A 25,485-nucleotide genomic window follows, 5' to 3' on the forward strand; every position below is an offset into this window, starting at 1 on the left:
GTTCTCACTCCTTATGTAGGGCATGTGTTTTTTTGGTTTTGTATACGTACGCAAGGATTTCTGCCACAGCCTTGAAAAATTCTTCCGGTACAGCATCCCCGATATCAGCTGCATCATAGAGGGCTCTTGCCAGCGGTCGATTTTCAATCGTGACAACATCATGCTCACTTGCGATGAATTTGATTTTTTGCGCCAGGAAGTCAACACCCTTTGCCACAACGAAAGGAGCGTCCATTTTCGTTTCATCATATTTAAGGGCGATGGCAAAATGCGTCGGATTCGTGATGATGACGTCCGCCTGGGGTACCTCCTGCATCATCCTTCTCATGGCCATTTCCCGCTGTCTCTGCTTGATTTTCGATTTGATCAGCGGATCGCCTTCGATGTTTTTATGTTCATCCTTCAAATCCTGCTTTGACATCCTGATATTCTTCTCGAAGTCATACCTCTGATAGAGGAAATCGAACAGAGAAAGGAACAGGAGCGCAATCGAGGCTGCGATGCCCATCTGGACGGTGAGCTTTCCCATTGTCAGCAACGAATCACCGACTGATTTAAACGACAGGCTCAGTACCTTATCGATATTGATCCAAAGGACCACGAATGTAATGGTTCCCACGAAACCGATCTTGAGGATCGATTTCACGAGCTCAACGATCGCCCTCAGGGAAAAGATCCGCTTAAATCCCTTAATCGGGTCGATCTTTTCCAACTTTGGTTGGATCGGCTCAACCGTGAACATCACCCCCACCTGGATATAGTTCGCCACAAGTCCGGCAAGCAATGCGACAAGCATGATGGGGCCGAGAAGCAAAGCGAGCTCTTTCATTATATCGAGGGTGATTACACGAATGCTTTTCTCGGTCAGGTCCATGAGCATGTACTCCTGGAACGTCTGATGGAACAGATCGAATACAACATCTCCAAGGAAGGATGCCCCGAAAAGCATAAACATGAATACCGACAGGAGGATGATCGCCGTATTCACATCCTGACTCTTAGCGGTCTGCCCTTTCTTGCGTGCATCGTCCCTTTTTTTCGGTGTGGCCTTCTCGGTCTTCTCCCCACTGAAAAACTGCAGGTCCAGTTTCAAAAGCTTCAATTTATGTGCCTCCAATGATGTTCATTAAGTCCCTCATGGTGACGAGCATCATCCCGAACAACTTTTGCATCACGGCAAACATGACGCCCATGACAATGAAGAGAATGATAAACGAAACCGCAATCTTGATCGGGAATCCGACTACAAAAATGTTGAGCTGTGGGACGGTACGTGCCACGATCCCCAACGCCACATCGACAAGGAAAAGTGTGGCAACGACGGGAATCGACATTTGAAAGGCGACGATGAACATGGAATTGAATGCCTTTAGAACGTAATCCACCATATCTTCGTTGCCGAAGGGGATCCACGCCTGGTCGATGGGGATGAGCTTATAGCTGTAAAAGATCCCATCGAGCAAGAGATGATGACCGTTCAATGTCAACAACAGCAGCAGGGCGAATGTATAAAGGTATTGCCCCATGAGCGGACTTTGAGCACCCGTCTGAGGGTCAATCACATTCGCGATGGCAAACCCCATCTGAAAATCAATCAATCCCCCGGCAATCTGCACGGCGGATAGGATCATATAGGCGATAAAACCAATCAGGAGACCGACAAGGGCTTCCTTCATGATCAAAAGGATGTATTCACCGTTGATATCAAACGCCGAAGCTTCCACGGAATAATACATCACCCATGAAATGACTGCGGAAAACGCGATTCGATGCTGAGCAGGTATGGTTCTATAGGAAAACAGGGGCATGGTGATAAAAAAAGATGAAACCCTGACAAATATCAATAAATATACCGATAATAACGGGACAAGCTGTTCCATGCCCTTAGCCTACGAACCTGGTTAAATCTGAAAATATCTGTGATGTATAGGTCAACATCTTCGTCAACATCCAAGGGCCGAAAAAAATGATCCCGATGAGCACGGCCACAATCTTCGGTATGAAGGCAAGCGTCTGCTCCTGTATCTGCGTCGTTGCTTGGAAAATACTCACGATCAGCCCCACGACCAGCGCCAACAATAGCAGTGGTCCAGAGACGATCAAGGTCGTATAAATCCCTCTTTCAGCCAAGGAAATTACGGATTCTACACTCAATTGCTTCACCTTCTTAAAAACTTTGTAGGAGAGATTTCACGACCAGATACCACCCGTCAACGAGTACGAAGAGGAGGATCTTGAACGGAAGGGAAATCATCACCGGTGGAAGCATCATCATACCCATGGACATAAGGATGCTCGCTACCACCATATCGATCACCAGAAACGGTATGAAGATCATGAACCCGATCTGAAAGGCGGTCTTGATTTCACTCAGTGCGAAAGCCGGCACCAGGGACGTAAGAGGAATCTCTTCGATCGACTCGGGTTGCTCAGCACCCGAATAATTTAGAAATAACTCCAGGTCCTTTTGCCGGGTGTGGCCGCTCATGAATTCCTTGAATGGCACCGATGCCCGGTCATACGCCTGCTCCAAGTTGATCTCTTCATTGAATAACGGTGTCAACGCGTCTTTATTCACCTGTTGGAACGTCGGAGCCATGATGAAGAACGTCAAGAAAAGCGAAAGACCGATCAACACCTGATTCGGAGGCATCTGCTGGGTCGCAAGGGACGTCCTCACAAATGAAAGAACGATGATGATCCTGGTAAAACACGTCATGAGGATCAGAATGCTCGGTGCTAGGGACAGCACAGTAAACAATAGGAGAAGCTTTACGCTGGTGGAGACATTATCTGCTGAACTGGTATTGAAGAACTCCATGAATTCATTCATCTGACTGATCCCTCTTCTTCTTCCATTCACCAAGCATCGTCTTCCGTCCCCGCTTCATTTCTTCCAGCTGTTCTTTCAAATGGGCTTGAAACGATCCTGTCCCTTTTGGTGTTGTGAATTTAGATACCCAGTTGGCGGGAGAGACTGGTTTGTCTTCATAAAAAGAGAGGATTTTTTCCTTTTGAGAGGGATCCTCTACCTCTTTTAACAACTGGATGTTCTCTCCGACCCCGACCACGAGGATCTCATCCCCCACTTTTATAAGCTGAACGGAACGATTCCCCCCGAGGGTGGTCCCCCCTAGGTTATGAATCAATTTTGATTGTTGATACGATTTCCCTTTTTGATTGATGAACTTCAAAAGTCCGTAGATCAATGCGATGACAAACAGCAAGGCACCGACCATTTTGACGTAATCCATGAATGTAACAGACGTATCGCCTGCCAGATTCCCGGGTGTTTCGTCGGTTTGATTGCATTTATCCGGATTCTCGATGCAAAATTTCGTGCTATCCTCCACCGCAAGGGCCGTATGCCCCCAGATGGCCACAAGGGCCATCATGATGCATACGGTTACTAATAGTTTTCTCACTGCATGCACACCTTCTTACATCACCTTTAGCTCAATGCTTTTTGGATTGCTTCGATTACACGGTCAGCCTGGAACGGTTTGACGATGAAGTCCTTTGCCCCCGCCTGGATGGCATCAATGACCATGGCCTGTTGTCCCATGGCCGAGCACATGATGATTTTAGCGCCTGGATCGCTCGCTTTGATTTCTTTCAATGCGGCGATACCGTCTTTTTCAGGCATGGTGATATCCATCGTCACAAGATCAGGCTTCAACTCTTTATACTTGTCAACTGCCTGGGACCCATCTGCTGCTTCTCCCACTACGTCAAAACCATTTTTCGTTAAAATATCCTTGATCATCATTCGCATGAATGCTGCATCATCTACAATAAGAATTTTATTAGCCATTCTGGTCTACCTCCATCATTCTTTTTACTTTAATCGTTTGAGACGATCGCTTTGGCTGACGATATCAGTGATCCTCACGCCGAAGTTCTCATCGATGACTACGACCTCGCCTTTGGCCATGAGCTGGCTGTTGACGAGGATATCAACCGGTTCTCCTGCAAGCTTGTCCAGCTCGATGATGGAACCCGATGACAGCTCAAGGATTTCCTTGACAGATCTGTTCGTCCTTCCGAGCTCGACTGTCACCTGCAGCGGGATATCCAAGAGCATATTCAGGTTCTGGGCTTCATGGGCTCCAAGCTGCGGTGATTCAAAATCTGCAAATGCCGCCGGCTGCACGTTCACGCTCGGCTCCTCCACCCTCGGCGCTTCCACTGTATGGGCTGCTGCCACTTCCCTTTCTGCATGATACGGTTCCTCGATTGGTACAGAGGGAGTATGTATGTCCACTTCTTCTGGAGCCATAAGCTCATCCACGAGACTTTTGGCGAATTTCAAAGGAAGGAGCTGCATGATGCTCGAATCGATCAGTTCTCCGATCTTAAGGGCAAACGATACCTTTACGAGCAGATCTTCTTCGGGAAGATTTTCTTTTCCTTCTCCTTTCGGGATAAACATGAGATTGATGGAAGGTGGTGAAATGTCCACCTTTTTCCGGAACACCGTCGACATGGACGTGGCAGCGGAACCCATCATCTGGTTCATCGCCTCCTGCACAGCACTCAATTGAATCTCTCCGAGGTCCTGTGACGGGGAAATGCCATCACCGCCAAGCATCAGATCCGCGATGATCGAAGCATCGGACTGTCTGATGACGAGCAGATTGGCGCCAGAGAATCCTTCGGTGTACTGTACTTGAATCGCAACATAAGGATGCGGGAATTCTTCTTCAAGCAGGTTTCGGTCTACGATTGATACCTGCGGGGTTGTGATTTCCACTTTTTGATTCAAAAGAGTGGATAGGGCAGTTGCTGAACTTCCGAAAGAGATGTTCCCGATTTCCCCCAATGCATCGACTTCTACCGTGGAAATGTGGTCATCGGTCCGGATCTCAGGTTTTTCATTCGTTTCATCGGATTCGGCAGAGCCCCTTAGCAACGCATCAATTTCATCCTGTGATAGCATGTCACTCATCACCGTCTCCTCCTTTCAATGTTTCCAAAATTTGTACAGCCAGTTTTTTCTTGGAGCGGCCAGGTTGTGCAATGAATTTAGGCACATTCCCGACGCAGACGGTCAAGGGATCTCCTATGCCTGTTCCCAGATCGAGGACATCGCCGACTCCCATGGATAGGAAGTCCTCAATGGTGACTTCCGTCTTCCCCAGCTGGGCGACAACGGGCACCTTCGCCTTCTTGATGCCCTCGCGGAGTTGGGTCACTTCAGTAGAGCTGCTTTCTTTCCGCTTGCTCTCCATCCAGTAGCTTCCTGAGAGTTTCGGCAAGATCGGTTCAAGGACGACATGAGGGATGCAGATATTGATCATCCCGCTCGTTTCTGCAATCGTCGTGTTCAACGAAATGACCACCACGGTTTCATTCGGGGAGACCATCTGCAGGAACTGGGGATTCACTTCGAACTCATCGAAGACAGGTTCAACGTCTACGACAGTACTCCAGGCTTCCCTCAAGCTTTCGAAGGCTTTTTCGAAGAGCTGGCTCATGATGCTCGTCTCGATTTCCGTGAGATTCTCCACCTTGTTGATGGACACTCCTTTTCCACCCATGACGCGGTCCATCATCGAGTAAGCAATATTGGGATTGATCTCGATGAGGATCCGCCCATCGAGTGGAGGCAGTTCATACACATTCAATATCGTCATCTTCGGGACAGACCGTATGAACTCCTCATATGGAATCTGATCGGCCGATGCGACATTGATATGGACATAAGTCCTTAACTGTGCAGAGAAGTAAGTAGTCAGGATTCGTGCGAAGTTTTCATGGATCCTTGTCAAACTCCTGATTTGATCCTTGGAAAAACGGAGTGCCCGTTTAAAATCATAGACCTTTACTTTTCGCTCTTCTTCTTCTTTTTTAAAATCATCCGCACTCATTTCCCCGGTATTGATCGCGGAAAGGAGGGCATCGATTTCACTTTGTGATAAGATTTCATTGGCCAAATTCATTCACCTCCCTACCAATCAAAACAGGTATCCCTATTGGATCATCATCGATGTAATATAAACTTTTTCGACGGATCCTTCCTGCATAAGGGAGTCGACTCTTTTACGAATGGTTGTTTCGATCAGTTCTTTGCCTTTCTTGCCTTTCAGATCGGTTGCATTCAGCTCGGATAGCTCCTCAATGATGATATTATTAACCATGAAGTCCCGCTGCTGTAATTCCTCTTTTGCCTTCTTTCCATCGGTCTGGATCTTGAATGAGATACGAATGAAATCATCGCTCGACAGATTGGTCGTCAACTCCGGTACATCAACCGAGTAAGAGAGCACCTCTTCAATGCTCTGCTCCTTGGCTTCTGCTTTCGGTGACATCTGCTTCACGACCACCCAGCCTACAGCCCCCAAAAGGACACAAGTGGCGACAATGACCATGGTGATGGTGACGGCTTTATTCTTCATCGTTCATTCCTCCCTTGGGTCCATTCCCGAGGAGCTGGACACGTCGATAAAATTCTGTTGAGAGGGCTTGCACCTCCACCACCGATTCCTTGACCACATATCGTCTACCATTGGTGAGAAGAATGGCCGTGTCCGGGAAGGATTCAATGGTTTCAATGTATAATGCATTGATCGTGAGCGCTTTGCCGTTCAACCTAGTTAACGTAATCATGTTATGTGACCGAGGGGAACCTCAGCCCTTCCCTCCTTATGTCAGACGATTATCGTTTCAGGTTCACAAGTTCCTGAAGGATTTCATCTGAAGTGGTGATGATTCTTGTATTTGCCTGGAAACCACGCTGTGCCGTGATCATTTCCGTAAATTCTTCGGAAAGATCGACGTTGGACATTTCCAGTGCGCCTGCCTGAAGCATTCCGCGACCTTCCCCCGGTACACCGGTATTCGGAAGGCCGGAGTTATTCGAAGCCTGGAACAGATTGCCTCCTGCTTTCATCAGTCCCCCCGGATTCGAGAATGTTGCAACCGCAAGCTGACTCAGAACCCTTACTTCACCGTTCGAAAATACTCCGTTCACTTCACCGGATGACCCGATATTGAAGCTTTCCAGATACCCTTCTGCATTTCCATCCACCGTATCGGTGTTGGCGGAAGATGAGCTGTCGAACTGGGTGATCTTGGAGAAATCAAGCTCGATAGGCTGGGTAGGATTCGCTCCTGTCGTATTGTTGAGTGAAATGTTGGAAGATGTAGGGTTCGTCAGGTTCCCTTGATTATCGAATGTAAACGTCCTGGTAGTACCCGTTGCCACGGTCACGCCAGGTGTAAGACTCGAAATGGCTACATCCCATTGGTTATTGACACCGGTCTTCGTCATCGTGATCTTCAGGCTTACATCCTTGCCGAGCGAATCTTTCACCTTTGTTTCAACTTCGACTTCGGTTCCTTGTGCGGCACTTGCTTTTAAATTACCGTTATACGTGGCAAGTGAGGATGCTTGAGGAGCCATCGTTGCATTGGTATCCACCTTGATATTAGTTGCTCCACTTCGGTTAACGACACCCTGAGCATTGACGGGGTAGCCTTGCACAAGGTTCCCTTGTGCCGTGACCAGGCTTCCATTAGAATCCAGATAGAAATTCCCCGAGCGGGTATACATGGTGTTGTTCCCTGTCTTGACCACGAAGAATCCGTCGCCAGATACAGCCACATCCAAATCCCTTGCCGTCGTTTGAAGGCTCCCTTGGGTTTGGATCGAGTCAATCGTTGCAAGTGAACTTCCAAGGCCCACCTGCTTGGCATTTTGACCACCACGGTCATTTGTGGCACGACTGGCACCGGAAACTGTCTGGCTCATAAGATCCTGGAAGGTGACCCTGCCCTTTTTGTAGCCGAACGTATTGACATTGGCGATGTTATTACCGATTACATCCAGTTTCGTTTGGAAATTCTTCATTCCGCTGATACCTGAGTACATTGAACGTAACATGTTTTTTCCCCTCTCTTTTTCTCTTTTAGGCTTTAGGCGTCTCGATTGCCGTCAAATCACCTGATTTGATTTTCTCTCCAGAGCTCAAATGGATCCAGATATCCGAGTCTTTCTTGGAAACGGACTGGACGACCCCTTGCTTGACCTCTTCCCCGTCCTGCCAGGATACCAATTTGCCGATCAGCATCGTAGCATTTACTAAAGTGGTGTCACCAGGTGCAGTTTGATTCACCTGTGAGATATTGGCCGGTGTCAGGATACTATCGTCTTCCATGATGAATTCAACCGATTGGTTCTTAAAACGCACTCCCTTGATGATTCCATCCCCCTGCTCGATGGACGCATCTTCTCCTTCTCCTGAAAGCTTGTGCCAGGTGACCTGCTTCCCGACGAATGAATTATAGGAAATCAAGCGGCTCTGAGCCTCGGCTTCGACAAACCCTTCCATCGTCTTATTCAGATTGGTCATTTGCTCCAAAGAAGAGAATGTGGCCATTTGAGCAATGAAATCTTTATCCTGCATAGGATTCATGGGATCCTGATTCTGAAGCTGGGTCATCAGGATTTTGAGAAAGTCATCTTTGCCGAGGATATCATTCGCTCCGGAACGTTTCTCCGGTTGAAGATTTGAGTAAAGTAGACCGGGATCGATTTTCGTCATGTTATCACCTGTTCATTCTTTATAAGTAACTCCTTGAAATCCGCATCTGATTCTGCTTCCATATCCTGTCTGCCTTGCTTCTGTCCATGTTCTTTGGGCTGCTGTTGCGATTGACCCCTGAACGCCCTTTCAGGATCGCTCAGGCTCTGTGACACTTCGATTTTATCCACTTGGATATTTTGAGAGTGAAAAGCCTGCTTCAATCCTTGCAGATGGGAATCCAGCATTTCCTTTGCCGATGCCGAAGATGCCAAGATCTTTGCTGTCATCACACCGTTTTGCTGAAGCAGCTCGATCCTGACGGAACCCAAATGCTCAGGATAAAGTTTGATGAACAGCTTGCTCATCGAGCCCATCGAAGAAAACTGTGACTTGCCTAACAGGCTCTGAAACTGCTGAACTACGCTCTCAGGCTGTTCGGGTTTTATGAATATACTCGCTTTCACTGTGGCTGTGGATATACCTTGTGAAGAAGTGGCAGGTTGAAAAGCATTCACACCGGCCGGCACTTCTCGTGATACCTTGTCTCCCTGGTTCCCGGCCTTCAGGTCGGGTTCTTTCCGTGTTACCGCTTGACCTGTTCCTTCCATCCTGACCAGAAGCTCCTTGAGCGCCTCTTTGATCTGGGCCGATTCAAACGTGTCATTCCACTCGGATTTACCCGAAGCGCTCAAAAGCTGCATTGCCCGGATCAGCTTGACTGCCCCCTCGAGTGGCTGAGACTTGATTGCCGGGGGAAGCTCCTTCGAAAGTTGCAGGATTCCTGCTACAAGCTCTTGAAGATCATCAGGAGGCTCGACACTGCCTGAGGTGATGTGCATCTCTTTCAGCAGTGCAGCATGAAAGGCCTGGAGAGCTTCCACATCGATTCCAAGAAGCTCTGCCATGTCTTCCATCGTCACCTCTTCACCATCTGACTGTGCATCCAACTCTCCTTCGGGTACTCCGAGTCCCGACAGGCTATCTGTTTGAAGGAGAAGATGAAGGTTCTGCAGGAGAGAAGGCTGTTCAGCTTCGGCGGGCGTAGTTCCTCCAACCTGCACTTGTCCCAGGAAGCCCAGAAGCTGAGAAGTGAAGAGCGCATCCCCTCCTGCTTCTACTTCAGGCGCTTCGGAGGAAGCGGATAGGGCACCTAACTGATTCATCAATGGTGTGATCTGCATCATTGGCTTCCTCCTTCTTCCGCAGTGATCAAGCCCGTATATTTTGCTGCATCAGCCGGGGGCATTTTTTCAAGGATGGATGCCAATGTCGCCGGCTTGACGCTCGACAGGATCCTGACGGCATCATCATCTTTTAAATTCAAGATGACCGGTGCCGCATTTTTTGCCGACATTGCTTCATAGGTGGAGATGATCTCTTTGAAGGAACGCTTGCTTTCTTCTCCCGTTTGACGGAGTTCCTCCATTTCAGAAGCTTGTTGCTCCAAGGATGCATTCAGCCCGTCCGCTTCTTTCGTTTTCTGCTCCAGGGAAGAGTTCAACTGAGCGATTTCAGCTTTTTGATCTTCTATGACCACCTTGAGGGCATCCGTATCTTCTTTCTCAGTATCAGCGGATGCTGGTTCCTTATCGTCGGTAAACGGAAGATGAATTCCCAGTGATTGTGCTTTTTCGAATACATTTGTTCCCGTTGCCGTCAAGACCACCAGCGTCACGACGATGATGAACAGGATCGGGATCAGGACGATGAATACAAATTTTTGGAATCGTCCGTGAGGCTGTGGGTTGTCTATTCCTTTTGATTTTGCCATTTTCTCGTCACCTGACTTCCTGCTTCATGTACTGGGTCACGGAAACTTCGTCCAGCTGTTTATTTTCTTCCGCCTGAAGACGCACCAAGAAGGCTTTGAAATCCTTTTCTTTCAATCTTTCATACTTCTTGACTTCCATATTCATCTCAATCATTTTTTCTTCATACCAGTTCATCCGGTTCCTGGCCTGGACCACGAGGTTCTGAAAGTAAGAAATGGTCTTCTCGAGATTCGTGATGAACTGCTGGTGATGCCTGATGTCGAGGATCGATAACCCTGTTGAAAGCTTCTCTACCTGCATCGCCTCCAGGGTTTCTTTCTTCTTCAACGCCCCATATAATTGTTCCGCAGCTTCTTGGAATTTTGACACACTGGATTTGTATTGCTCCTGCATATCTTCTTTTTCCTGCTCCTTTAAGGTAAGGATCCGCTCGAATCGATATTCATAGGTCATTCTTTCATTCACCCGTTTCCGCCAGTTGTATTAGCTCTTCCACACTTTCCTTGAAAGAGCGCTTCTCCATGACATCCTGTTTCAAATAAGAAATGATGTTCGGATAATAGTCGATCGCTTCATCCACTTCTTTGGACGAGCCTTTTTTGTATGCTCCGATTTGAATGAGGTCTTCCGATTTCAAATACGTACTGAGAAGTTCCCTAATACGGGTTGCAGCTTGTTTGTGTGAGGGGTCCGCAAGATGATTCATCAATCTGCTTACGCTTTTCAGAAGATTGATGGCCGGGTACTGCCCCCTATTGGCAATGTCCCGATCAAGGACGATATGGCCGTCCAAAATCCCCCTCACCGTGTCGGAGATCGGCTCGTTGAGGTCATCTCCGTCCACCAGTACGGTGTAAAAAGCCGTGATGCTTCCGTTTGTATTGGTCCCGGTCCGTTCCAAAAGTTTTGGGAGGATGGCGAATACAGAAGGGGTATATCCTTTCGTGGTGGGTGGTTCTCCCACGGCAAGGCCGATTTCACGCTGCGCCATCGCCACCCTTGTGACGGAGTCCATCATCAGCATCACATTCATCCCCTTATCACGGAAATATTCCGCGATGGCCGTAGCCGTAAAGGCACCTTTGATCCTTTTAAGGGCGGGCTGATCCGAAGTAGCTGCTACGACGATGGTCCGCTTCAGACCTTCCTCGCCAAGGTCTCTTTCAATGAATTCCCTCACCTCTCTGCCTCGCTCCCCGACGAGGGCGATGACGTTCAGGTCAGCTTTCGTATTCCGGGCAATCATTCCTAGCAAGGTGCTTTTCCCAACCCCGCTCCCGGCAAATATACCGATCCTTTGTCCTTTCCCAACCGTAAGCATACTGTCGATCGCCTTGACGCCGACTTCCATTACTTCATCGATCGGGGGACGGGACAGGGGATTAGGCGAATCTTTTTCCGTATGGACCGAACTCAGTCCATACGGTAGGGTACTGCCATCGAGGGGATTTCCAAGGGAGTCGATCACCTTCCCTATCAAGGAAGGGCCGACCTTGATTTCAAGTGGTTTTTCGGTGGCTTCCACTAGGCTACCCGGGGAAATATCCTGCATACTCGTGTACGGCATCAAGATGACGAGTTCCCCATTGAATCCAACCACTTCCGCCGGGATGATCTTCTCTTTCCCCCTGCTTTTCATATGGATATGGCATACTTCTCCCACGGAACTTTCAGGTCCTTGTGATTCAATCATCAATCCTACTACACGATGGACTTTTCCGTATTTTTTGAATGTCGGCGTCTTCGGGATGATATCGAGAAGTTCACTTGCTTTCATCCTTCCTCCTCCATCCGCTCTAGAAGCTTCCTTTTCAGCTCTTCAAGCTGGGAATCAACGGAAAGAATGATTCTACCCTGCTTGGTTTCCATGTAACACTCCAATGGATCGAGATCATCGTTTGAATAAACGAATAATTGCACGTCTGCCGGAAACATCGCTTCCAGTTCACTTTTATGTTCCATGATAAGGTGGTGCCTGGACGGATGGATGTGAATTCGCACTTCTGGAAGATCCCTGACTTCCTTCAGTCCCCTCTGAAGGATAGGGATGAAACGCTCTTCGTCTTCCAGTTCCTGATGGAGGATTGTCTCTGCACTACGGACAGCGAGGGAGAGGATGACCTTCTCAGCACGCTCGATGTAAGAGTAATAGTGTTCTCGGTTTTCCTCGACAATGCGGTTCGCTTCTTCGATGATTCCAGTGTAAGCACTGTAACCAGACTGTTTCCCTTCCTGCTCCCCCAGCAAGTAGCCTTCGTTGTATGCTTCTTCCATCAGTCGTTCCCTTTCCTTTTCCCATTCGCTTCTAGCCGTTTGAATCGATTCTTGGGTGCGTTGATGTTCACGCCGTGCGTCTTCAAGGACACGGTCTGCTTCGATTCTCGCATTCTCCAGGATGGCATCGGTATCAGCACTGTGATCTTGACTATCAGCCACCCGTGAAAGGAGAATTCTTCTCGGTTCAATGATCTTACTGCCACGCTCAGAGACATTTTTGATGATCTTAGACAATGATATCGTCTCCCCCGCCTCTGGCGATGATGATTTCTCCCGAGTCCTCGAGTCGTCTGATGATGGATACGATCCTTGATTGAGCTTCTTCTACATCTTTCAGGCGAACCGGTCCCATGAATTCCATCTCTTCTTTGATTGTTTCGACCATTCGACTCGACATATTCTTGAACACCACATTCTTCACATCATCAGCCGAGACTTTAAGGGCAAGAAGAAGGTCTTCATTTTCACAATCCCGTATGACGCGTTGGATGGAACGGCTGTCAAGGGTGACGATATCTTCAAAGACGAACATCCGCTTCTTGATTTCTTCAGCCAACTCCGGATCTTGTATTTCAAGTGAATCGAGGATCGTTTTTTCCGTGGCACGATCTACTCCGTTCAGCACTTCCACTACTGCCTCGACTCCGCCTGTCTGCGTATAATCCTGTGTGACCGTAGCCGATAGCTTCTTCTCGAGAATAGCTTCCACTTCACTGATCACTTCAGGAGAGGTCCCATCCATCAGGGCGATTCTGCGCGCAATATCCGCTTGTACCTCTTGAGGAAGTTCAGAAAGGATCTGACCTGCCTGCTGCGGATCAAGGTAGGAAAGAATGAGTGCAATCGTCTGAGGATGTTCATTCTGGATAAAATTCAGTATTTGCGCAGCATCGGCCTTCCGTGCAAAATCGAATGGCCTGACTTGTAGTGAAGACGTTAGGCGATTGATGATGGCTGTCGCTTGATCCGCCCCCAACGCCTTTTCTAAAACGGTCTTCGCATAGCCTATACCGCCCTGAGAGATATAATCCTGTGCCATGGCGATATGATGGAACTCTTCCATGATCCCTTCCTTTGCTTCGGTCTCCACCTTTTTCACACCGGAGATCTCAAGGGTCAGCTTTTCAATTTCTTCTTCTGACAGATGCTTGTAGACCGATGCCGATACATCCGGCCCAAGGGAGATCAGGAGAATTGCTGCTTTTTGCTTACCTGTTAGTCCTTTTTCTCTTCTCATACCGATCCCCCTATTCTTCCGCTAGCCACGTGCGCAGTAATTTTGCAAATTCTTCAGGTTTATCCTTGGCCATCTTTTCAAGTTGTTTCCTCCTGATGGTGGCCTCTGTTTCCTGTTTAGGTTCTATATCAGGGATGGGTGCGAGCTCCACTTTCTCTTCTACGATCAGATCTTCCACTTCTTCTTCCTTTTTCCTTGAACGAATGATCATGATGACGAGGAGAATGATCACTAAGAAAAGCACTCCTCCGACAGCATAAATCCACCAAGGCAGGCCAGTGTTTTTCTCATCGTCCATCTCCACCTTTCCGTTGAAGGGCTGGACAGAAACGACGACCTTGTCACTCAGCTCTTGATCCGTCAGATCAGGAACTTCATCTTTGTCGATGGATGTGCGGATGATCGTTGAGAGAACCTGCTGAATGTCGTCCACCCGTGATTGCGGAAGTGAGTTCAAGTTATCGGGCTCGGGTGGTTCGACCATGACTTGGATTCCGATATCCCTTACCTTATAAGGACTCTCGGTAATTTCTTTCTTGATTCTGTTCACTTCGTTATTAATGGTTTCTTCCATTTTCTCATAGTCACCATTTGACTCGCTGCCCGATCCATATGTAACTCCGCTGTTGGTCGGTTCATTGCCGTCACCCGCACCAGGTGTGCCCCCGTCGGCTGCGCCTTCACCGGAGTATGTTTCATTGATCCGCTGTGCACTGACTGCAATTCCTTCCATATTTTCTTCATCTACCGGAGTTACGAGGTTTTCTTCCCTATTTTCCTGGGTAAAGTCAATATCAGTTGTAACGGAAACGACGACCTTATTGAAGCCGATCATCGTGCCAAGCATATTCTGGACCTGGCGCTGAAGATCACGCTCCACTTCCTTTTTGATCTCCATCTGCCCGGCGACTGCATTGCTACCTGCATTTTGTGAATCAAGATCAAAGTACTCGAAATTTTGATTCATGATCACGATATTATCCGTAGGAAGTTTTGGTACGCTTTTTGAAACCAAATGATAAAGGGATTTGATCTGTCTCTGATCCATCGTGAATCCCGGGTTGGTATTCAATACGATGGATGCAGAGCCCTGCTGATTTTCATCGCTCACGAATACCTGCTCGGCCGGCATATTGATCATGACCTTTGCATCTTTCACCCCGTCGATGCTTTTCATTAGATCCGCCAGTTCGGTCTGCATGGCATCCAGTTTCAATACATTGAATTCATTATCCGTCATTCCGAAACCGGCGTTTTGACTAAAGAAGGAATAATCGATGCTTCCTGAGTTGGGTATCCCCTCTGCGGCAAGCTCCACCTTCAATGTATCCACCTGTTCCTTCGGGACCATGATCGTCGTTCCACCGTCTGAAATTTCCGAAGTGATTCCCCGCCCGTCCAGGTTTTCCTTGATTGTACCCGTTTCGGACACAGAGAGATTGCTGTATAAAGGCACCAGATCTGTTCTGGTGGCAAAGAAACTGATGATGGCGATCAAGATGAGGATAAGCAGTAGACCGATCCCCATCCCGGCTTTTTGTTTTCGGGAACGACTGACCCAAAACGTTTTTATCTGATCTTTATATTTCGTAAGCGATTCATTCATTACAATCCTCCGGTACTATAGCCAATCGACTTACATTGGCATTCTCATGATTTCCTGATAGGCTTCAATCACTTTGTTTCTCACTTCCATGGTAGTCTGCATGGTGATGCTGGCTTTTTGGGATGCAATCATGACTGAATGCAGATCCACATTTTCCCCCATCACCAATTTTTTGGTCATTTCATCGGATTGAAGCTGGCTCTTGTTCACTTCATCGATCGTATCCTTCAGTACCTTGCCGAACCCCGCTTCTCCGGTTTTCGTTTCATTTATCTTGACAGACGGTATCATCATACCGCCTTGTACAGAATTGACTCCTGAGATCGCCAAGTGCTTCTCCTCCTTTATTTACCTATTTCAAGTGCTTTTGACAGCATGGATTTATTGGCATTGAACACCGTCACATTCGCTTCATAGGAGCGAGTAGCCGAGATGAGATCCACCATTTCACGCAAAGGGTCGACATTCGGCAGCCTTACGTATCCTTCAGCATCGGCATCCGGATTTTCCGGGTCATACTGCATCTTATAGGGCGTTTGCGTGTCTTCTTCAATCCTCGAGACCTGAACACCGCTTCCAGGAGAATCCGTTTTGCCCATCGCCTGGTTCAAGAATGAAGTGAACTCTCCACCTTTACTTTCCATCACGACGCTCTTTCGTGTGTAGGGTTGCCAGACTCCGTCTACCATCTTCCCTCTCGTAGTATCAACATTGGCCATATTGGACGAGATCGTATCCATCCTGAGCCTCTGTGCGGTAAGGGCCGAGGCCGTGGTGTTCATTCCTGCAAAAATGGTCATGCTCATTTCCCTCCTTTAATGACTGACTGGAGGCTGTTGAATTTACCGCTCAGTCTATCTGTCACGGCATTATAATAGATTTGATTGGAAGCAAGGTCTGACATTTCCCGATCCAGATCGACTCCGTTGCCGTTATGATTGTATTCATTGGGTTGTTTGATCGAAATTCGACTGCTAGAGGGCTGTGAGTGGAAGGCGAAGTGCCTGGAGTCCGTCCTGGTTGCTTCTAAGGCATTCATTGAATCCTGAAGCACTTGACTGAACTCTGCTTTTTTCGCTTTATAATTCGGGGTATCCACGTTGGCGATGTTTTGCGATATGGTCCGCTGATTAAGCGAAGCATAGTCAAGGCCCCGTTCAAGAACTGAAAATGTATTGGAAAAAATGTTCACTATATCCACCTCTAACTAGTTATTTTACAAATTACTACTTAGTTTGACATATTTATCATGCAACAGTATTTATTGTAATGTTTCACTCGAGTAGTGTCTATGAAATTTCCGTAAAAATGATAGAACTTTGTCGATAATTGAAAAAAATATGACTTATAGACTATGTAAAATCCTTTTGTTCCCATCCTTTTCACTAAGGAAATCAGCCTATCAGGATCAAAAAAGTTCCCCCACTCCTTATTACACGTGGTTTTATGTTAGTAAACGCTCTCTACGTCATGCCATTAATTGTAATTTCATAGCTTTCTCAGTCGAATGTCGTCGTACATGGAATTAATTTAATTGTACTATTCAACAAATGTTTAACAAGGGCTAAAGATTCACCTCATCTAGTACTTTTGCTTTATTTTAGAGAATTGATTTTTGATTCTCCGCATGGTTTTACGAAAAAGAACCTGAATGAACGCTGTCATATTAGTCATATTCCTGATAAATCTCATAAATAGTTTTTTAAGCATATAAAAGATGTACACAACGCAAAAAACCCCCATCACCGGATAACGATGATGGGGGTTTAGTGATTGCGGAAATATTAGTTGGTGCGAAGCTTATCCAATTCCACAAGGAATTTGTTGTTCAGCACTTTGATGTACGTTCCCTTCATACCCAGGGAGCGTGACTCGATCACACCGGCACTTTCAAGCTTACGGAGTGCGTTGACAATGACTGAGCGGGTGATCCCTACACGATCGGCAATTTTGGATGCTACAAGCAATCCTTCGTTGCCATCAAGTTCTTCGAAGATATGCTCGATTGCTTCCAACTCACTGTAGGACAGGGAGCTGATGGCCATTTGAACAACCGCTTTGCTTCGTGCTTCTACTTCGATCTCATCTGCTTTCTCACGAAGGATTTCCATCCCGACGACCGTCGCACCATATTCTCCGAGAATGAGGTCATCGTCTTCGAATGAAGCCTCCAAGCGGGCAAGGATCAGTGTCCCAAGACGCTCTCCTCCACCGATGATTGGGACGATCGTTGTAAGACCGCTATTGAACAATTCTTTGTTCTCTACTGGGAACGCAGTATATTCACTGTTCACATCTAAGTTTGGAGATGTTTCCTGGACATTGAAGAGGTTTTGAGTATACTCCTCAGGGAATTGTCTGTCTGCAAGCATCTGCTTCATGCGCTCATTTTCGATTTGTTGGTTGATTGCATAGCCAAGAAGTTTCCCTCTTCTGCTTACAACGAAGACATTTGCTTCGATGACCTGGCTCAATGTTTCGGACATTTCTTTAAAGTTAACTGGTTTACCCGCTGCATTTTGCAACATGGCATTAATGGTTCTTGTTTTCGCTAGTAAATTCATACTATTTCCTCCTACTACGGCTAAAGTGTTTCTTCTTCAATATATAATGGAATGAATTCATGTTTCTTTACCCACATTCACACTAAAAAAAACTTATAGTATAAATTGGCTGAGGTCTTTATCCTTTGCGATGGCTTTCAGTTTTTCGTCGACGTAGCCCGGAGTGATCGAAACGGTTCCCATCGAAATATCAGGGGCTTCGAACGACAGATCTTCGAGAAGTTTCTCCATGATGGTATGAAGCCTCCTTGCACCGATATTGTCAGTTTCCTGATTCACGTCATAGGCGATTTCGGCGAGTCTACGAATAGCATCGTCAGAAAATTCGATTTGTATACCTTCTGTTTCCAGCAACGCAATATATTGCTTGATGATTGCATTATCAGGTTCAACCAGGATCTTCACGAAGTCATCCGTGGACAGCTTTTGAAGTTCCACCCTGATCGGGAAACGTCCCTGAAGTTCGGGAATGAGATCAGACGGCTTACTCATATGGAAAGCACCGGCTGCGATGAATAGGACATGGTCCGTTTTCACGGAGCCATACTTGGTAACGATCGTGGAGCCCTCGACAATCGGCAGGATATCACGTTGTACGCCTTCTCTCGATACATCTGCTGAAGACTGACCGGAACTCTTGCTCGCGATCTTATCGATCTCATCGATGAAGATGATACCCGACTGCTCTGCCCTTAGGACGGCATCCTGCGTCACCTCATCCATATCGATCAGTTTCTGTGCCTCTTCACTCGTCAATACGGCACGTGCTTCCTTCACCTTGAGCTTCCTCTTCTTCTTCTTTTTAGGAACAAGATTGCTCAAGGCATCCTGCATGTTCATCCCCATCTGTTCCATTCCGGAACCTTGCAGCATATCGAACATGGATGCCTGCTGTTCTTCCACCTCAATAGTGACATACTCTTCCTCGAGTTCACCGTTGCGAAGCTTTTCCTCAATGACCTTCCGTTTTTCCTGGAGGGACATTTCTTCCTGCTTTTCCTGATCATCATCAGACGGCTGGGCTTGGTTCCCCCCGAAAATCATTTCGAAGGGGTTTTTATAGGATGAAGATTTTTTCTTTGAAGGAACGACCAGCTCGACGAGGCGTTGATCAGCGTTTTTCCTCGCTGCCTCCTGTACACCTGCCATCTTCTCTTCCTTCACGAGACGCACCGACGTTTCCACCAGGTCCCTGACCATGGATTCAACATCTCGTCCTACATACCCAACTTCAGTGAATTTTGTTGCTTCCACCTTGATAAAAGGTGCACGCACCAGCTTGGCGATCCTTCTGGCAATCTCGGTTTTCCCGACTCCGGTAGGACCCATCATCAGGATATTCTTCGGGATCACTTCGTCCTTCAGTTCATCTGAGAGAAGACTTCTCCGGTATCTGTTGCGAAGGGCGACTGCTACAGCCCTCTTGGCATCTTTTTGACCGATGATGAATTGATCGAGACGCTCAACGATTTGCCTCGGCGTTAAATGTTCCGAATTCTTCATTCTCTACACACTCCTTTGCCCCATACGGGAATCTATATCAAAGCTCTTCAACAATGATTTGACTATTCGTATAAACGCAAATTTCAGATGCAATATTCAGAGATGACCGGGCAATTTCCTTTGCCGTCAGGTGCTCACCGGCATACTGCTTCAGTGCGCGTCCAGCGGAAAGGGCGTAATTGCCCCCTGAGCCGATGGCAAGGATCCCATCATCCGGTTCGATGACTTCCCCCGTTCCTGAAATCAACAAGAGGTGTTCCTGATCCATCACGATAAGCATGGCCTCTAGCTTTCTCAGGATTTTGTCGCTCCTCCATTGCTTTGCAAGTTCCACGGCAGCCCTGGGGAGATTTCCGTTAAACTCCTGAAGCTTACCTTCGAACATTTCAGAAAGGGTGAATGCATCGGCAACCGATCCGGCGAATCCAGCAAGAACCTTACCATTGAAAAGCTTCCTTACTTTCCTGGCCGTATGTTTCATGACGACTGCATTACCGAATGTCACCTGACCGTCACCGCTCATGGCACATTGACCGTTATGTTGAACGGCGAATATCGTTGTTGCATGAAATTGTTCCATCCTACTCATTCCCTTCTCCATTATGCACGCGGATGATGCGCGAGGTATGACTTCCTCAATTGGTCCTTCGATACATGCGTATACACCTGGGTGGAAGAAAGAGATGCGTGCCCAAGGAGATCCTGCACGGCCCTCAGGTCCGCCCCGTTGTTCAATAAATGCGTGGCGAATGTGTGCCTGAGCATATGAGGGTGAATCTTCCTTGTCAGGGAGGCTTTATCGATCAGCTTGGTCAGGATCAGTCTGATCCCCCTTTGAGTCAGCGGACCGCCCCGATGATTCAGGAAGAGATGTTTCTCTGACGCATGTTTGGTCAAAGTCGTCCTCGAACGGTTTATGTATTCCTCCAGTGCATCATGGGCAAAACTACCGAACGGCACATACCTCTCCTTTCCCCCTTTCCCTCGGACCAAGAGGATCGACAGGGAGAAATCAAGATCATCCAGCGTAAGACCCGAGCATTCACTTACCCTCATGCCCGTTGCGTACAGAAGCTCGAATAATGCCCTGTTCCTGATCTCGAGGGGAGTGGAATCCCCACAGGCATCAAGGAGTGCTTGTATTTCTTCTTCATAAAAAAACTTCGGCAGCCTTTGCTCCCGCTTTGGAAGGTTCACATAAGAAAATGGGTTTTCCAGGATACGGGCCTCCCTGTTCAAGAAACGATAAAAGCTTCTTATGCTCGATACTTTCCTCGCGACAGAAGCTCTCTTCAAACCTTGATCATGGAGTTTGGTCAAAAACAGCCTTGCATCAGAATACTCGACATCTTTCAAAGAACCTATACCCTGCTCTTTCATAAATACGTAAAACTCTTCAATATCATGACGATAATGTTCAAATGTATAAGAAGAATAATGCTTCTCTATTTTCAGATAATCGATAAAGGATTGTAGTGAATGTTCTTCATTCATTCGTTAAACACCTCACAAGGGCTACTAAATAGTAACACAACCCCATGGGGCTTGCAATTCATTTCACCCTTTTTTCACAAAGTTCTGAATTGTTTATCCCAACGGGCCACCTTTTCACATCCAACCCCTTTAAACAGGGTCAACGGGCTGGTCGTCTACCATGAAGAATTGTACACCAATTGCGTAAAATAAAAAAGTTTTAAGTATTTTGTAAATTTATGTATAAGGTGGAAACAACAAAAGAACTGACCTGAAATGGCATTGAGCTTTCAGGACAGTCCCTTGTTTATTCTATGCTTTTAGAATGCATTCTTCAATAGGAAGAATGACCCTCTGATTACTTTTGTTCTTCTTCCTTGTAATCACAATTGACACATTGGATCTGATTTCCTTTTTTAAGCTTCTTCTCCACGAGCATTTCGGAACATTTCGGACATTTCCGCTCAATCGGCTTATCCCAGGAAAGGAAGTCACACTCAGGATATTGGTCACATCCGTAGAAGATTCGCTTCTTCTTGCTCTTCCTCTCGATGATATTCCCTTTTTCACACTTTGGACATTTCACGCCGATTTCCTTGACGATCGGCTTTGTGTTCCGGCAGTCAGGGAAATTGCTGCACGCCATGAACTTCCCGTAGCGTCCCATCTTGAATACCATCGGGTGACCGCACTCTTCGCAGTCTTCCCCGGCCGGTTCATCCCGGATCTCGACTTTTTCCATTTCATTCTCGGCGATTTCAAGATGCTTCTCAAAATCTTTATAGAAATGCTCGATGATTTTTTCCCATTTTTCATTGCCTTCTTCTATATTATCCAGGCTTTTTTCCATATTCGCGGTAAATTCAACATCGATGATATCGGGGAAGAATTCCCGCACGAGTTCAAGGACGATCTCCCCAAGTTCGGTAGGGATGAACCGCTTATTATCCAGGGATACATATCCCCTTCTCTGGATGGTATCCAAGGTCGGTGCATACGTGGAAGGACGACCGATCCCCAATTCTTCAAGGGTCTTGACGAGCCTTGCTTCTGTGTATCTTGGAGGTGGCTGGGTGAAATGCTGATTCGGGTCGATGGCTTCAGAAGTCACTTTATCTCCTTCTTTAAGAGCGGGAAGGATATTATCTTTCTCTTCCTTCTGGTCATCCGATCCTTCTACGTAAACCTTCATGAATCCTGGGAACTTTACCTTGGAACCCGTCGCCCTGAAGAATACTCCACCATTGACGAGGTCTACACTCATTGTATCCATGACGGCAGGTGCCATCTCGCTTGATATGAATCGCTCCCAGATCAGCTTGTAAAGGCGGTGCTGATCCCGTGAGAGGAATTCCTTCACCGATGAGGGGTCCCTCAGGGTGCTGGTCGGACGGATTGCTTCATGGGCATCTTGGGCTTTCTGTTGCTTTTTATCCTTACGAGGGCTGGTTTTGAGGAACTCTTCCCCATATTTACCCGTGATGTACTCACCGGCCTCTTTTTGAGCAACTTCAGAGATCCTGGTCGAATCGGTTCTCATATAGGTGATGAAACCGACTGTTCCTTCTTTGCCACCCATCTCGATTCCTTCATAGAGCTGCTGGGCGAGCATCATGGTCTTCTTTGCCCTGAAGTTGAGTTTACGAGCTGCTTCCTGTTGGAGGGAAGAAGTAGTGAATGGAGGAGCGGGATTACGCTTTCGTTCCTTCTTCGTCACCTTATCAACAGAGAACGACTTCCCTTTCATCTGTGAAAGGACTTCTTTCACTTCGTCTTCATTCTTCAGTTCCACTTTCTTACCATCGATTCCGTAGAATGCTGCCGAGAAAATATCTTTCCCTTTTTTGAACTGAGCATCGATGGACCAGTATTCTTCAGGAGTAAACTCTTTGATCTCATTTTCCCTGTCGATGATCAATCGGACCGCAACTGACTGTACGCGCCCTGCGCTCAGCCCCTTCTTCACTTTTTTCCATAGGAGCGGGCTGATATTGTACCCGACGAGTCGGTCGAGGATTCTCCTTGCTTGCTGCGCATCGACCAGGTCCATATTGATGGCTCTCGGGTGCTTGAATGATTCCTTGATGGCATCCTTCGTGATTTCATTGAATACTACCCGGCAATCTGATGCGACATCAAGGTCCAGACTATGGGCGAGGTGCCAAGCTATGGCTTCCCCCTCCCTGTCGGGGTCAGCCGCGAGATAGATTTTCTTCACTTTTTTTGCGGCTGTTTTCAGTTCTTTCAACACGGGGCCTTTCCCGCGGATTGTAATATATTTCGGTTCGAATTCATTTTCAACGTCAACACCCATCTGGGACTTCGGCAAATCCCTGATATGCCCCATGGATGCACGTACTTTATATTTTTTTCCTAAGTAACGCTCAATTGTTTTTGCCTTCGCTGGCGATTCTACGATTACCAAATAATCTGCCATTCATGGGCCTCCTTAAAGAGGAAAATGATCCTTTTTCAATCTTAATTCCCTTAATCTCCCTCCATCATACAAGTGAGGGAAACGTTTTCAGCAATTGTTGCAAAGCTGGAACGGGGATCCGATTTCTTCATTATGTCTCTCTTCTATTGTTTTTGATACCTGATGCAAAATGTATAACAGTTTCATCATAAATGCAACCATTTTGTACAAAAACCTGTTAAATCATCGCACCGAAGGGTCCCCTCATCATCACATACTTGCCATTTCTACAAGAATATCTTCAGCTGAAACCACCATTTTGGCACCCTCCTGGATGAGGGTGTTCGTCCCTTCCGACATGGGTGCGAATAGGGGACCGGGGATGCAGAATACATCTCTCCCTTCGTTCAGTGCATAGTCTGCCGTAATATAAGTACCACTCTTCCGCTGTGCCTCCGTCACCAATACGGCATGGCTCAAGCCGCTGATGATCCGATTTCGTAATGGGAACTGCCATTTTTCAGGTCTTGTATGGGGAGGAAATTCACTGATCATGAGATGGTGATCCATCATATGATTCGCTAGGGGCACATTTTCTTTCGGATAAATATGGTCGAACCCCCCTGCAATGACTCCGATGGTTTTTCCACCGCTTCGGATTGATGTTTCATGAGCAATCGTATCGGCACCCCGGGCAAGACCGGATATGATCGTCACGCGGTGTTGAGTAAGGGATGGGATGAGATGGGAGAGGACTTTTCCAGTGTAGGGTGTGCACTTTCTAGCCCCGATGACAGCTAGTTTCATAGGAGTGTGCAGGAGTTCGGTATTTCCCTTACAGAATAGGAGCAGGGGCGGATCATAGACTTCCTTGAGCAGATCAGGATACCCTTCATCGGCAATCGTGCACCACTTTATCCCTTTATCTGCATAGTACAGTTTTAGTCTGGTAAAAGGGATGGAATGAAATTCTTTATGGAGTTTAGATGCTTTTTCAATGGGGATGGAGAGTATAAGTTGGAGTGCGGAAATGTGGGGGAGGACTGGTGAATGGGCTTGCAGGGATGAAATCAGCTTCAATTTTCGTGAGGTGCCGATCTCTCGGCAATGAGACAAGCGGAATATTGCTTCACGTATATCCAGTGAAAGGACCTCCTTTGATAGGTAAGGTAAAAAGGGCTGAGTCCATCAGCCCTTTCCCTTGATTAATGAGTTTTACATTTATCGTAAATGCCTTTGTCCTTCAGTACGGATATGAGGGTTTCACCCATCTCGGAAGGAGTCGGCGACACTTCAATCCCGCACTCATTCATGACGCGGATCTTTTCGTCAGCTGTCCCTTTACCACCTGAAATGATTGCCCCTGCATGTCCCATACGCTTTCCTGGAGGTGCAGTGCGTCCACCGATGAATCCGACGACCGGCTTGGTCATATTCGCCTTGACCCACTCAGCCGCTTCTTCTTCTGCCGTTCCACCAATCTCACCGATCATGATGACAGCATACGTTTCTTCGTCTTCATTGAAGGCTTTCAACACATCGATGAAGTCCGTTCCATTGACGGGGTCTCCTCCGATACCGACTGCCGTCGTCTGACCGATTCCGGCCTGTGACAGCTGATGAACCGCCTCATACGTCAATGTACCGGAGCGGGAAACCACACCGACGTGACCTTTTGTATGGATATATCCAGGCATGATACCGATCTTGCATTCATCCGGAGTGATGACACCAGGACAGTTAGGGCCGACAAGACGGGTCTTCTTGCCTTCCATATAACGTTTCACCTTCACCATATCAAGTACCGGGATATGCTCTGTGATACAGATGGCAAGATCCAGTTCAGCATCGACCGCTTCGAGGATCGCATCCGCCGCGAACGGGGCAGGAACATAAATGACAGAAGCATTGGCGTTGGTTGCCTTTTTCGCTTCTTCGACTGTATTGAATACAGGCACGCCTTCTACTTCTGTTCCGCCTTTACCAGGAGTCACACCAGCTACGATCTGAGTACCGTACTCAAGCATTTGCTTCGTGTGGAAAAGCGCTGTTGAACCGGTAATTCCCTGTACGATTACTTTTGTATCTTTATTAATAAATACGCTCATT

At 47.2% G+C, this 25,485-nt stretch carries 29 protein-coding genes; all 29 read right to left on the reverse strand.

Annotation, left to right across the window (positions count from 1 at the left end; all coding sequences use genetic code 11):
• Positions 1-4: 4 nt before the first annotated feature.
• Positions 5-1,102, reverse strand: coding sequence for a flagellar biosynthesis protein FlhB (gene flhB, locus AF331_RS06425; RefSeq protein ID WP_053427286.1), 1,098 nt, complete (start codon positions 1,100-1,102; stop codon positions 5-7).
• 1 nt (position 1,103) lies between these two features.
• Positions 1,104-1,880, reverse strand: coding sequence for a flagellar biosynthetic protein FliR (gene fliR / locus AF331_RS06430; protein WP_053427287.1), 777 nt, complete (start codon positions 1,878-1,880; stop codon positions 1,104-1,106).
• Positions 1,881-1,884: 4 nt separating this feature from the next.
• Positions 1,885-2,154, reverse strand: coding sequence for a flagellar biosynthesis protein FliQ (fliQ, locus tag AF331_RS06435; RefSeq protein WP_048004042.1), 270 nt, complete (start codon positions 2,152-2,154; stop codon positions 1,885-1,887).
• A gap of 13 nt (positions 2,155-2,167) precedes the next feature.
• Complete coding sequence (gene fliP / locus AF331_RS06440) at positions 2,168-2,833, reverse strand: flagellar type III secretion system pore protein FliP (protein WP_053427288.1); 666 nt, start codon at positions 2,831-2,833, stop codon at positions 2,168-2,170.
• Positions 2,826-3,425 carry a flagellar biosynthetic protein FliO gene (locus AF331_RS06445; RefSeq protein ID WP_053427289.1) on the reverse strand — a complete coding sequence of 200 codons (600 nt, stop codon included), beginning with the start codon at positions 3,423-3,425 and terminating at the stop codon, positions 2,826-2,828. The genes fliP and AF331_RS06445 overlap by 8 nt, the downstream gene beginning before the upstream one ends.
• Positions 3,426-3,451: 26 nt before the next feature.
• Complete coding sequence (locus tag AF331_RS06450) at positions 3,452-3,814, reverse strand: response regulator (protein WP_048004044.1); 363 nt, start codon at positions 3,812-3,814, stop codon at positions 3,452-3,454.
• 24 nt (positions 3,815-3,838) lie between these two features.
• Complete coding sequence (gene fliY / locus AF331_RS06455; protein ID WP_053427290.1) at positions 3,839-4,948, reverse strand: flagellar motor switch phosphatase FliY; 1,110 nt, start codon at positions 4,946-4,948, stop codon at positions 3,839-3,841.
• Positions 4,941-5,936: a flagellar motor switch protein FliM gene (gene fliM / locus AF331_RS06460; protein ID WP_053427291.1), complete on the reverse strand. Its 996-nt coding sequence runs from the start codon at positions 5,934-5,936 to the stop codon at positions 4,941-4,943. Before fliM ends, fliY begins: the two co-directional genes overlap by 8 nt.
• Positions 5,937-5,972: 36 nt before the next feature.
• Positions 5,973-6,398, reverse strand: coding sequence for a flagellar basal body-associated protein FliL (fliL, locus tag AF331_RS06465; RefSeq protein WP_053427292.1), 426 nt, complete (start codon positions 6,396-6,398; stop codon positions 5,973-5,975).
• Positions 6,388-6,609 (reverse strand): flagellar FlbD family protein, encoded by a 222-nt coding sequence (locus AF331_RS06470; RefSeq protein WP_053427293.1) that lies wholly within the window; start codon positions 6,607-6,609, stop codon positions 6,388-6,390. The genes fliL and AF331_RS06470 overlap by 11 nt, the downstream gene beginning before the upstream one ends.
• Before the next feature lie 49 nt (positions 6,610-6,658).
• Positions 6,659-7,885: a flagellar hook protein FlgE gene (locus tag AF331_RS06475; protein ID WP_053427294.1), complete on the reverse strand. Its 1,227-nt coding sequence runs from the start codon at positions 7,883-7,885 to the stop codon at positions 6,659-6,661.
• Between the two features lie 25 nt (positions 7,886-7,910).
• Positions 7,911-8,546, reverse strand: coding sequence for a flagellar hook assembly protein FlgD (flgD, locus tag AF331_RS06480; RefSeq protein ID WP_053427295.1), 636 nt, complete (start codon positions 8,544-8,546; stop codon positions 7,911-7,913).
• Positions 8,543-9,712 carry a flagellar hook-length control protein FliK gene (locus AF331_RS06485; protein ID WP_053427296.1) on the reverse strand — a complete coding sequence of 390 codons (1,170 nt, stop codon included), beginning with the start codon at positions 9,710-9,712 and terminating at the stop codon, positions 8,543-8,545. Before AF331_RS06485 ends, flgD begins: the two co-directional genes overlap by 4 nt.
• Complete coding sequence (locus AF331_RS06490) at positions 9,709-10,299, reverse strand: MotE family protein (RefSeq protein WP_053427297.1); 591 nt, start codon at positions 10,297-10,299, stop codon at positions 9,709-9,711. Before AF331_RS06490 ends, AF331_RS06485 begins: the two co-directional genes overlap by 4 nt.
• A 7-nt stretch (positions 10,300-10,306) precedes the next feature.
• Complete coding sequence (gene fliJ, locus AF331_RS06495) at positions 10,307-10,765, reverse strand: flagellar export protein FliJ (RefSeq protein ID WP_316247373.1); 459 nt, start codon at positions 10,763-10,765, stop codon at positions 10,307-10,309.
• Entirely contained in the window at positions 10,758-12,077 is a 1,320-nt protein-coding gene (gene fliI / locus AF331_RS06500) for a flagellar protein export ATPase FliI (protein ID WP_053427299.1), read from the reverse strand. The genes fliJ and fliI overlap by 8 nt, the downstream gene beginning before the upstream one ends.
• Positions 12,074-12,811: a flagellar assembly protein FliH gene (gene fliH / locus AF331_RS06505; protein ID WP_053427300.1), complete on the reverse strand. Its 738-nt coding sequence runs from the start codon at positions 12,809-12,811 to the stop codon at positions 12,074-12,076. The genes fliI and fliH overlap by 4 nt, the downstream gene beginning before the upstream one ends.
• Positions 12,804-13,814, reverse strand: coding sequence for a flagellar motor switch protein FliG (fliG, locus tag AF331_RS06510; protein WP_053427301.1), 1,011 nt, complete (start codon positions 13,812-13,814; stop codon positions 12,804-12,806). The genes fliH and fliG overlap by 8 nt, the downstream gene beginning before the upstream one ends.
• A 10-nt stretch (positions 13,815-13,824) precedes the next feature.
• Positions 13,825-15,420 (reverse strand): flagellar basal-body MS-ring/collar protein FliF, encoded by a 1,596-nt coding sequence (gene fliF, locus AF331_RS06515; RefSeq protein ID WP_053427302.1) that lies wholly within the window; start codon positions 15,418-15,420, stop codon positions 13,825-13,827.
• A 30-nt stretch (positions 15,421-15,450) separates the two neighbouring features.
• A complete protein-coding gene (gene fliE, locus AF331_RS06520; RefSeq protein WP_053427812.1) occupies positions 15,451-15,711 on the reverse strand; it encodes a flagellar hook-basal body complex protein FliE in 261 nt (86 codons plus the stop codon).
• A gap of 53 nt (positions 15,712-15,764) precedes the next feature.
• Complete coding sequence (gene flgC, locus AF331_RS06525) at positions 15,765-16,220, reverse strand: flagellar basal body rod protein FlgC (protein ID WP_053427303.1); 456 nt, start codon at positions 16,218-16,220, stop codon at positions 15,765-15,767.
• A gap of 2 nt (positions 16,221-16,222) precedes the next feature.
• Entirely contained in the window at positions 16,223-16,612 is a 390-nt protein-coding gene (gene flgB / locus AF331_RS06530; protein ID WP_053427304.1) for a flagellar basal body rod protein FlgB, read from the reverse strand.
• 592 nt (positions 16,613-17,204) lie between these two features.
• The gene (gene codY, locus AF331_RS06535) at positions 17,205-17,984 is read right to left on the reverse strand and encodes a GTP-sensing pleiotropic transcriptional regulator CodY (protein ID WP_048004060.1); all 780 of its coding nucleotides are present in this window, start codon (positions 17,982-17,984) and stop codon (positions 17,205-17,207) included.
• A gap of 93 nt (positions 17,985-18,077) precedes the next feature.
• The gene (gene hslU / locus AF331_RS06540) at positions 18,078-19,487 is read right to left on the reverse strand and encodes an HslU--HslV peptidase ATPase subunit (RefSeq protein ID WP_053427305.1); all 1,410 of its coding nucleotides are present in this window, start codon (positions 19,485-19,487) and stop codon (positions 18,078-18,080) included.
• Positions 19,488-19,524: 37 nt separating this feature from the next.
• On the reverse strand, positions 19,525-20,067 hold the full coding sequence (gene hslV / locus AF331_RS06545; protein WP_053427813.1) for an ATP-dependent protease subunit HslV: 543 nt from the start codon (positions 20,065-20,067) through the stop codon (positions 19,525-19,527).
• A 20-nt stretch (positions 20,068-20,087) separates the two neighbouring features.
• Positions 20,088-20,981, reverse strand: a complete 894-nt coding sequence (gene xerC / locus AF331_RS06550) for a tyrosine recombinase XerC (protein WP_053427306.1) — start codon at positions 20,979-20,981, stop codon at positions 20,088-20,090.
• 337 nt (positions 20,982-21,318) lie between these two features.
• On the reverse strand, positions 21,319-23,397 hold the full coding sequence (gene topA, locus AF331_RS06555) for a type I DNA topoisomerase (protein ID WP_053427307.1): 2,079 nt from the start codon (positions 23,395-23,397) through the stop codon (positions 21,319-21,321).
• Positions 23,398-23,646: 249 nt separating this feature from the next.
• Positions 23,647-24,492 carry a DNA-processing protein DprA gene (dprA, locus tag AF331_RS06560; RefSeq protein WP_251402518.1) on the reverse strand — a complete coding sequence of 282 codons (846 nt, stop codon included), beginning with the start codon at positions 24,490-24,492 and terminating at the stop codon, positions 23,647-23,649.
• An 89-nt stretch (positions 24,493-24,581) separates the two neighbouring features.
• Entirely contained in the window at positions 24,582-25,484 is a 903-nt protein-coding gene (sucD, locus tag AF331_RS06565; protein ID WP_053427309.1) for a succinate--CoA ligase subunit alpha, read from the reverse strand.
• Position 25,485: the final 1 nt, after the last annotated feature.

It is taken from the genome of Rossellomorea marisflavi (assembly GCF_001274775.1).
GTDB lineage: Bacteria > Bacillota > Bacilli > Bacillales > Bacillaceae_B > Rossellomorea > Rossellomorea marisflavi.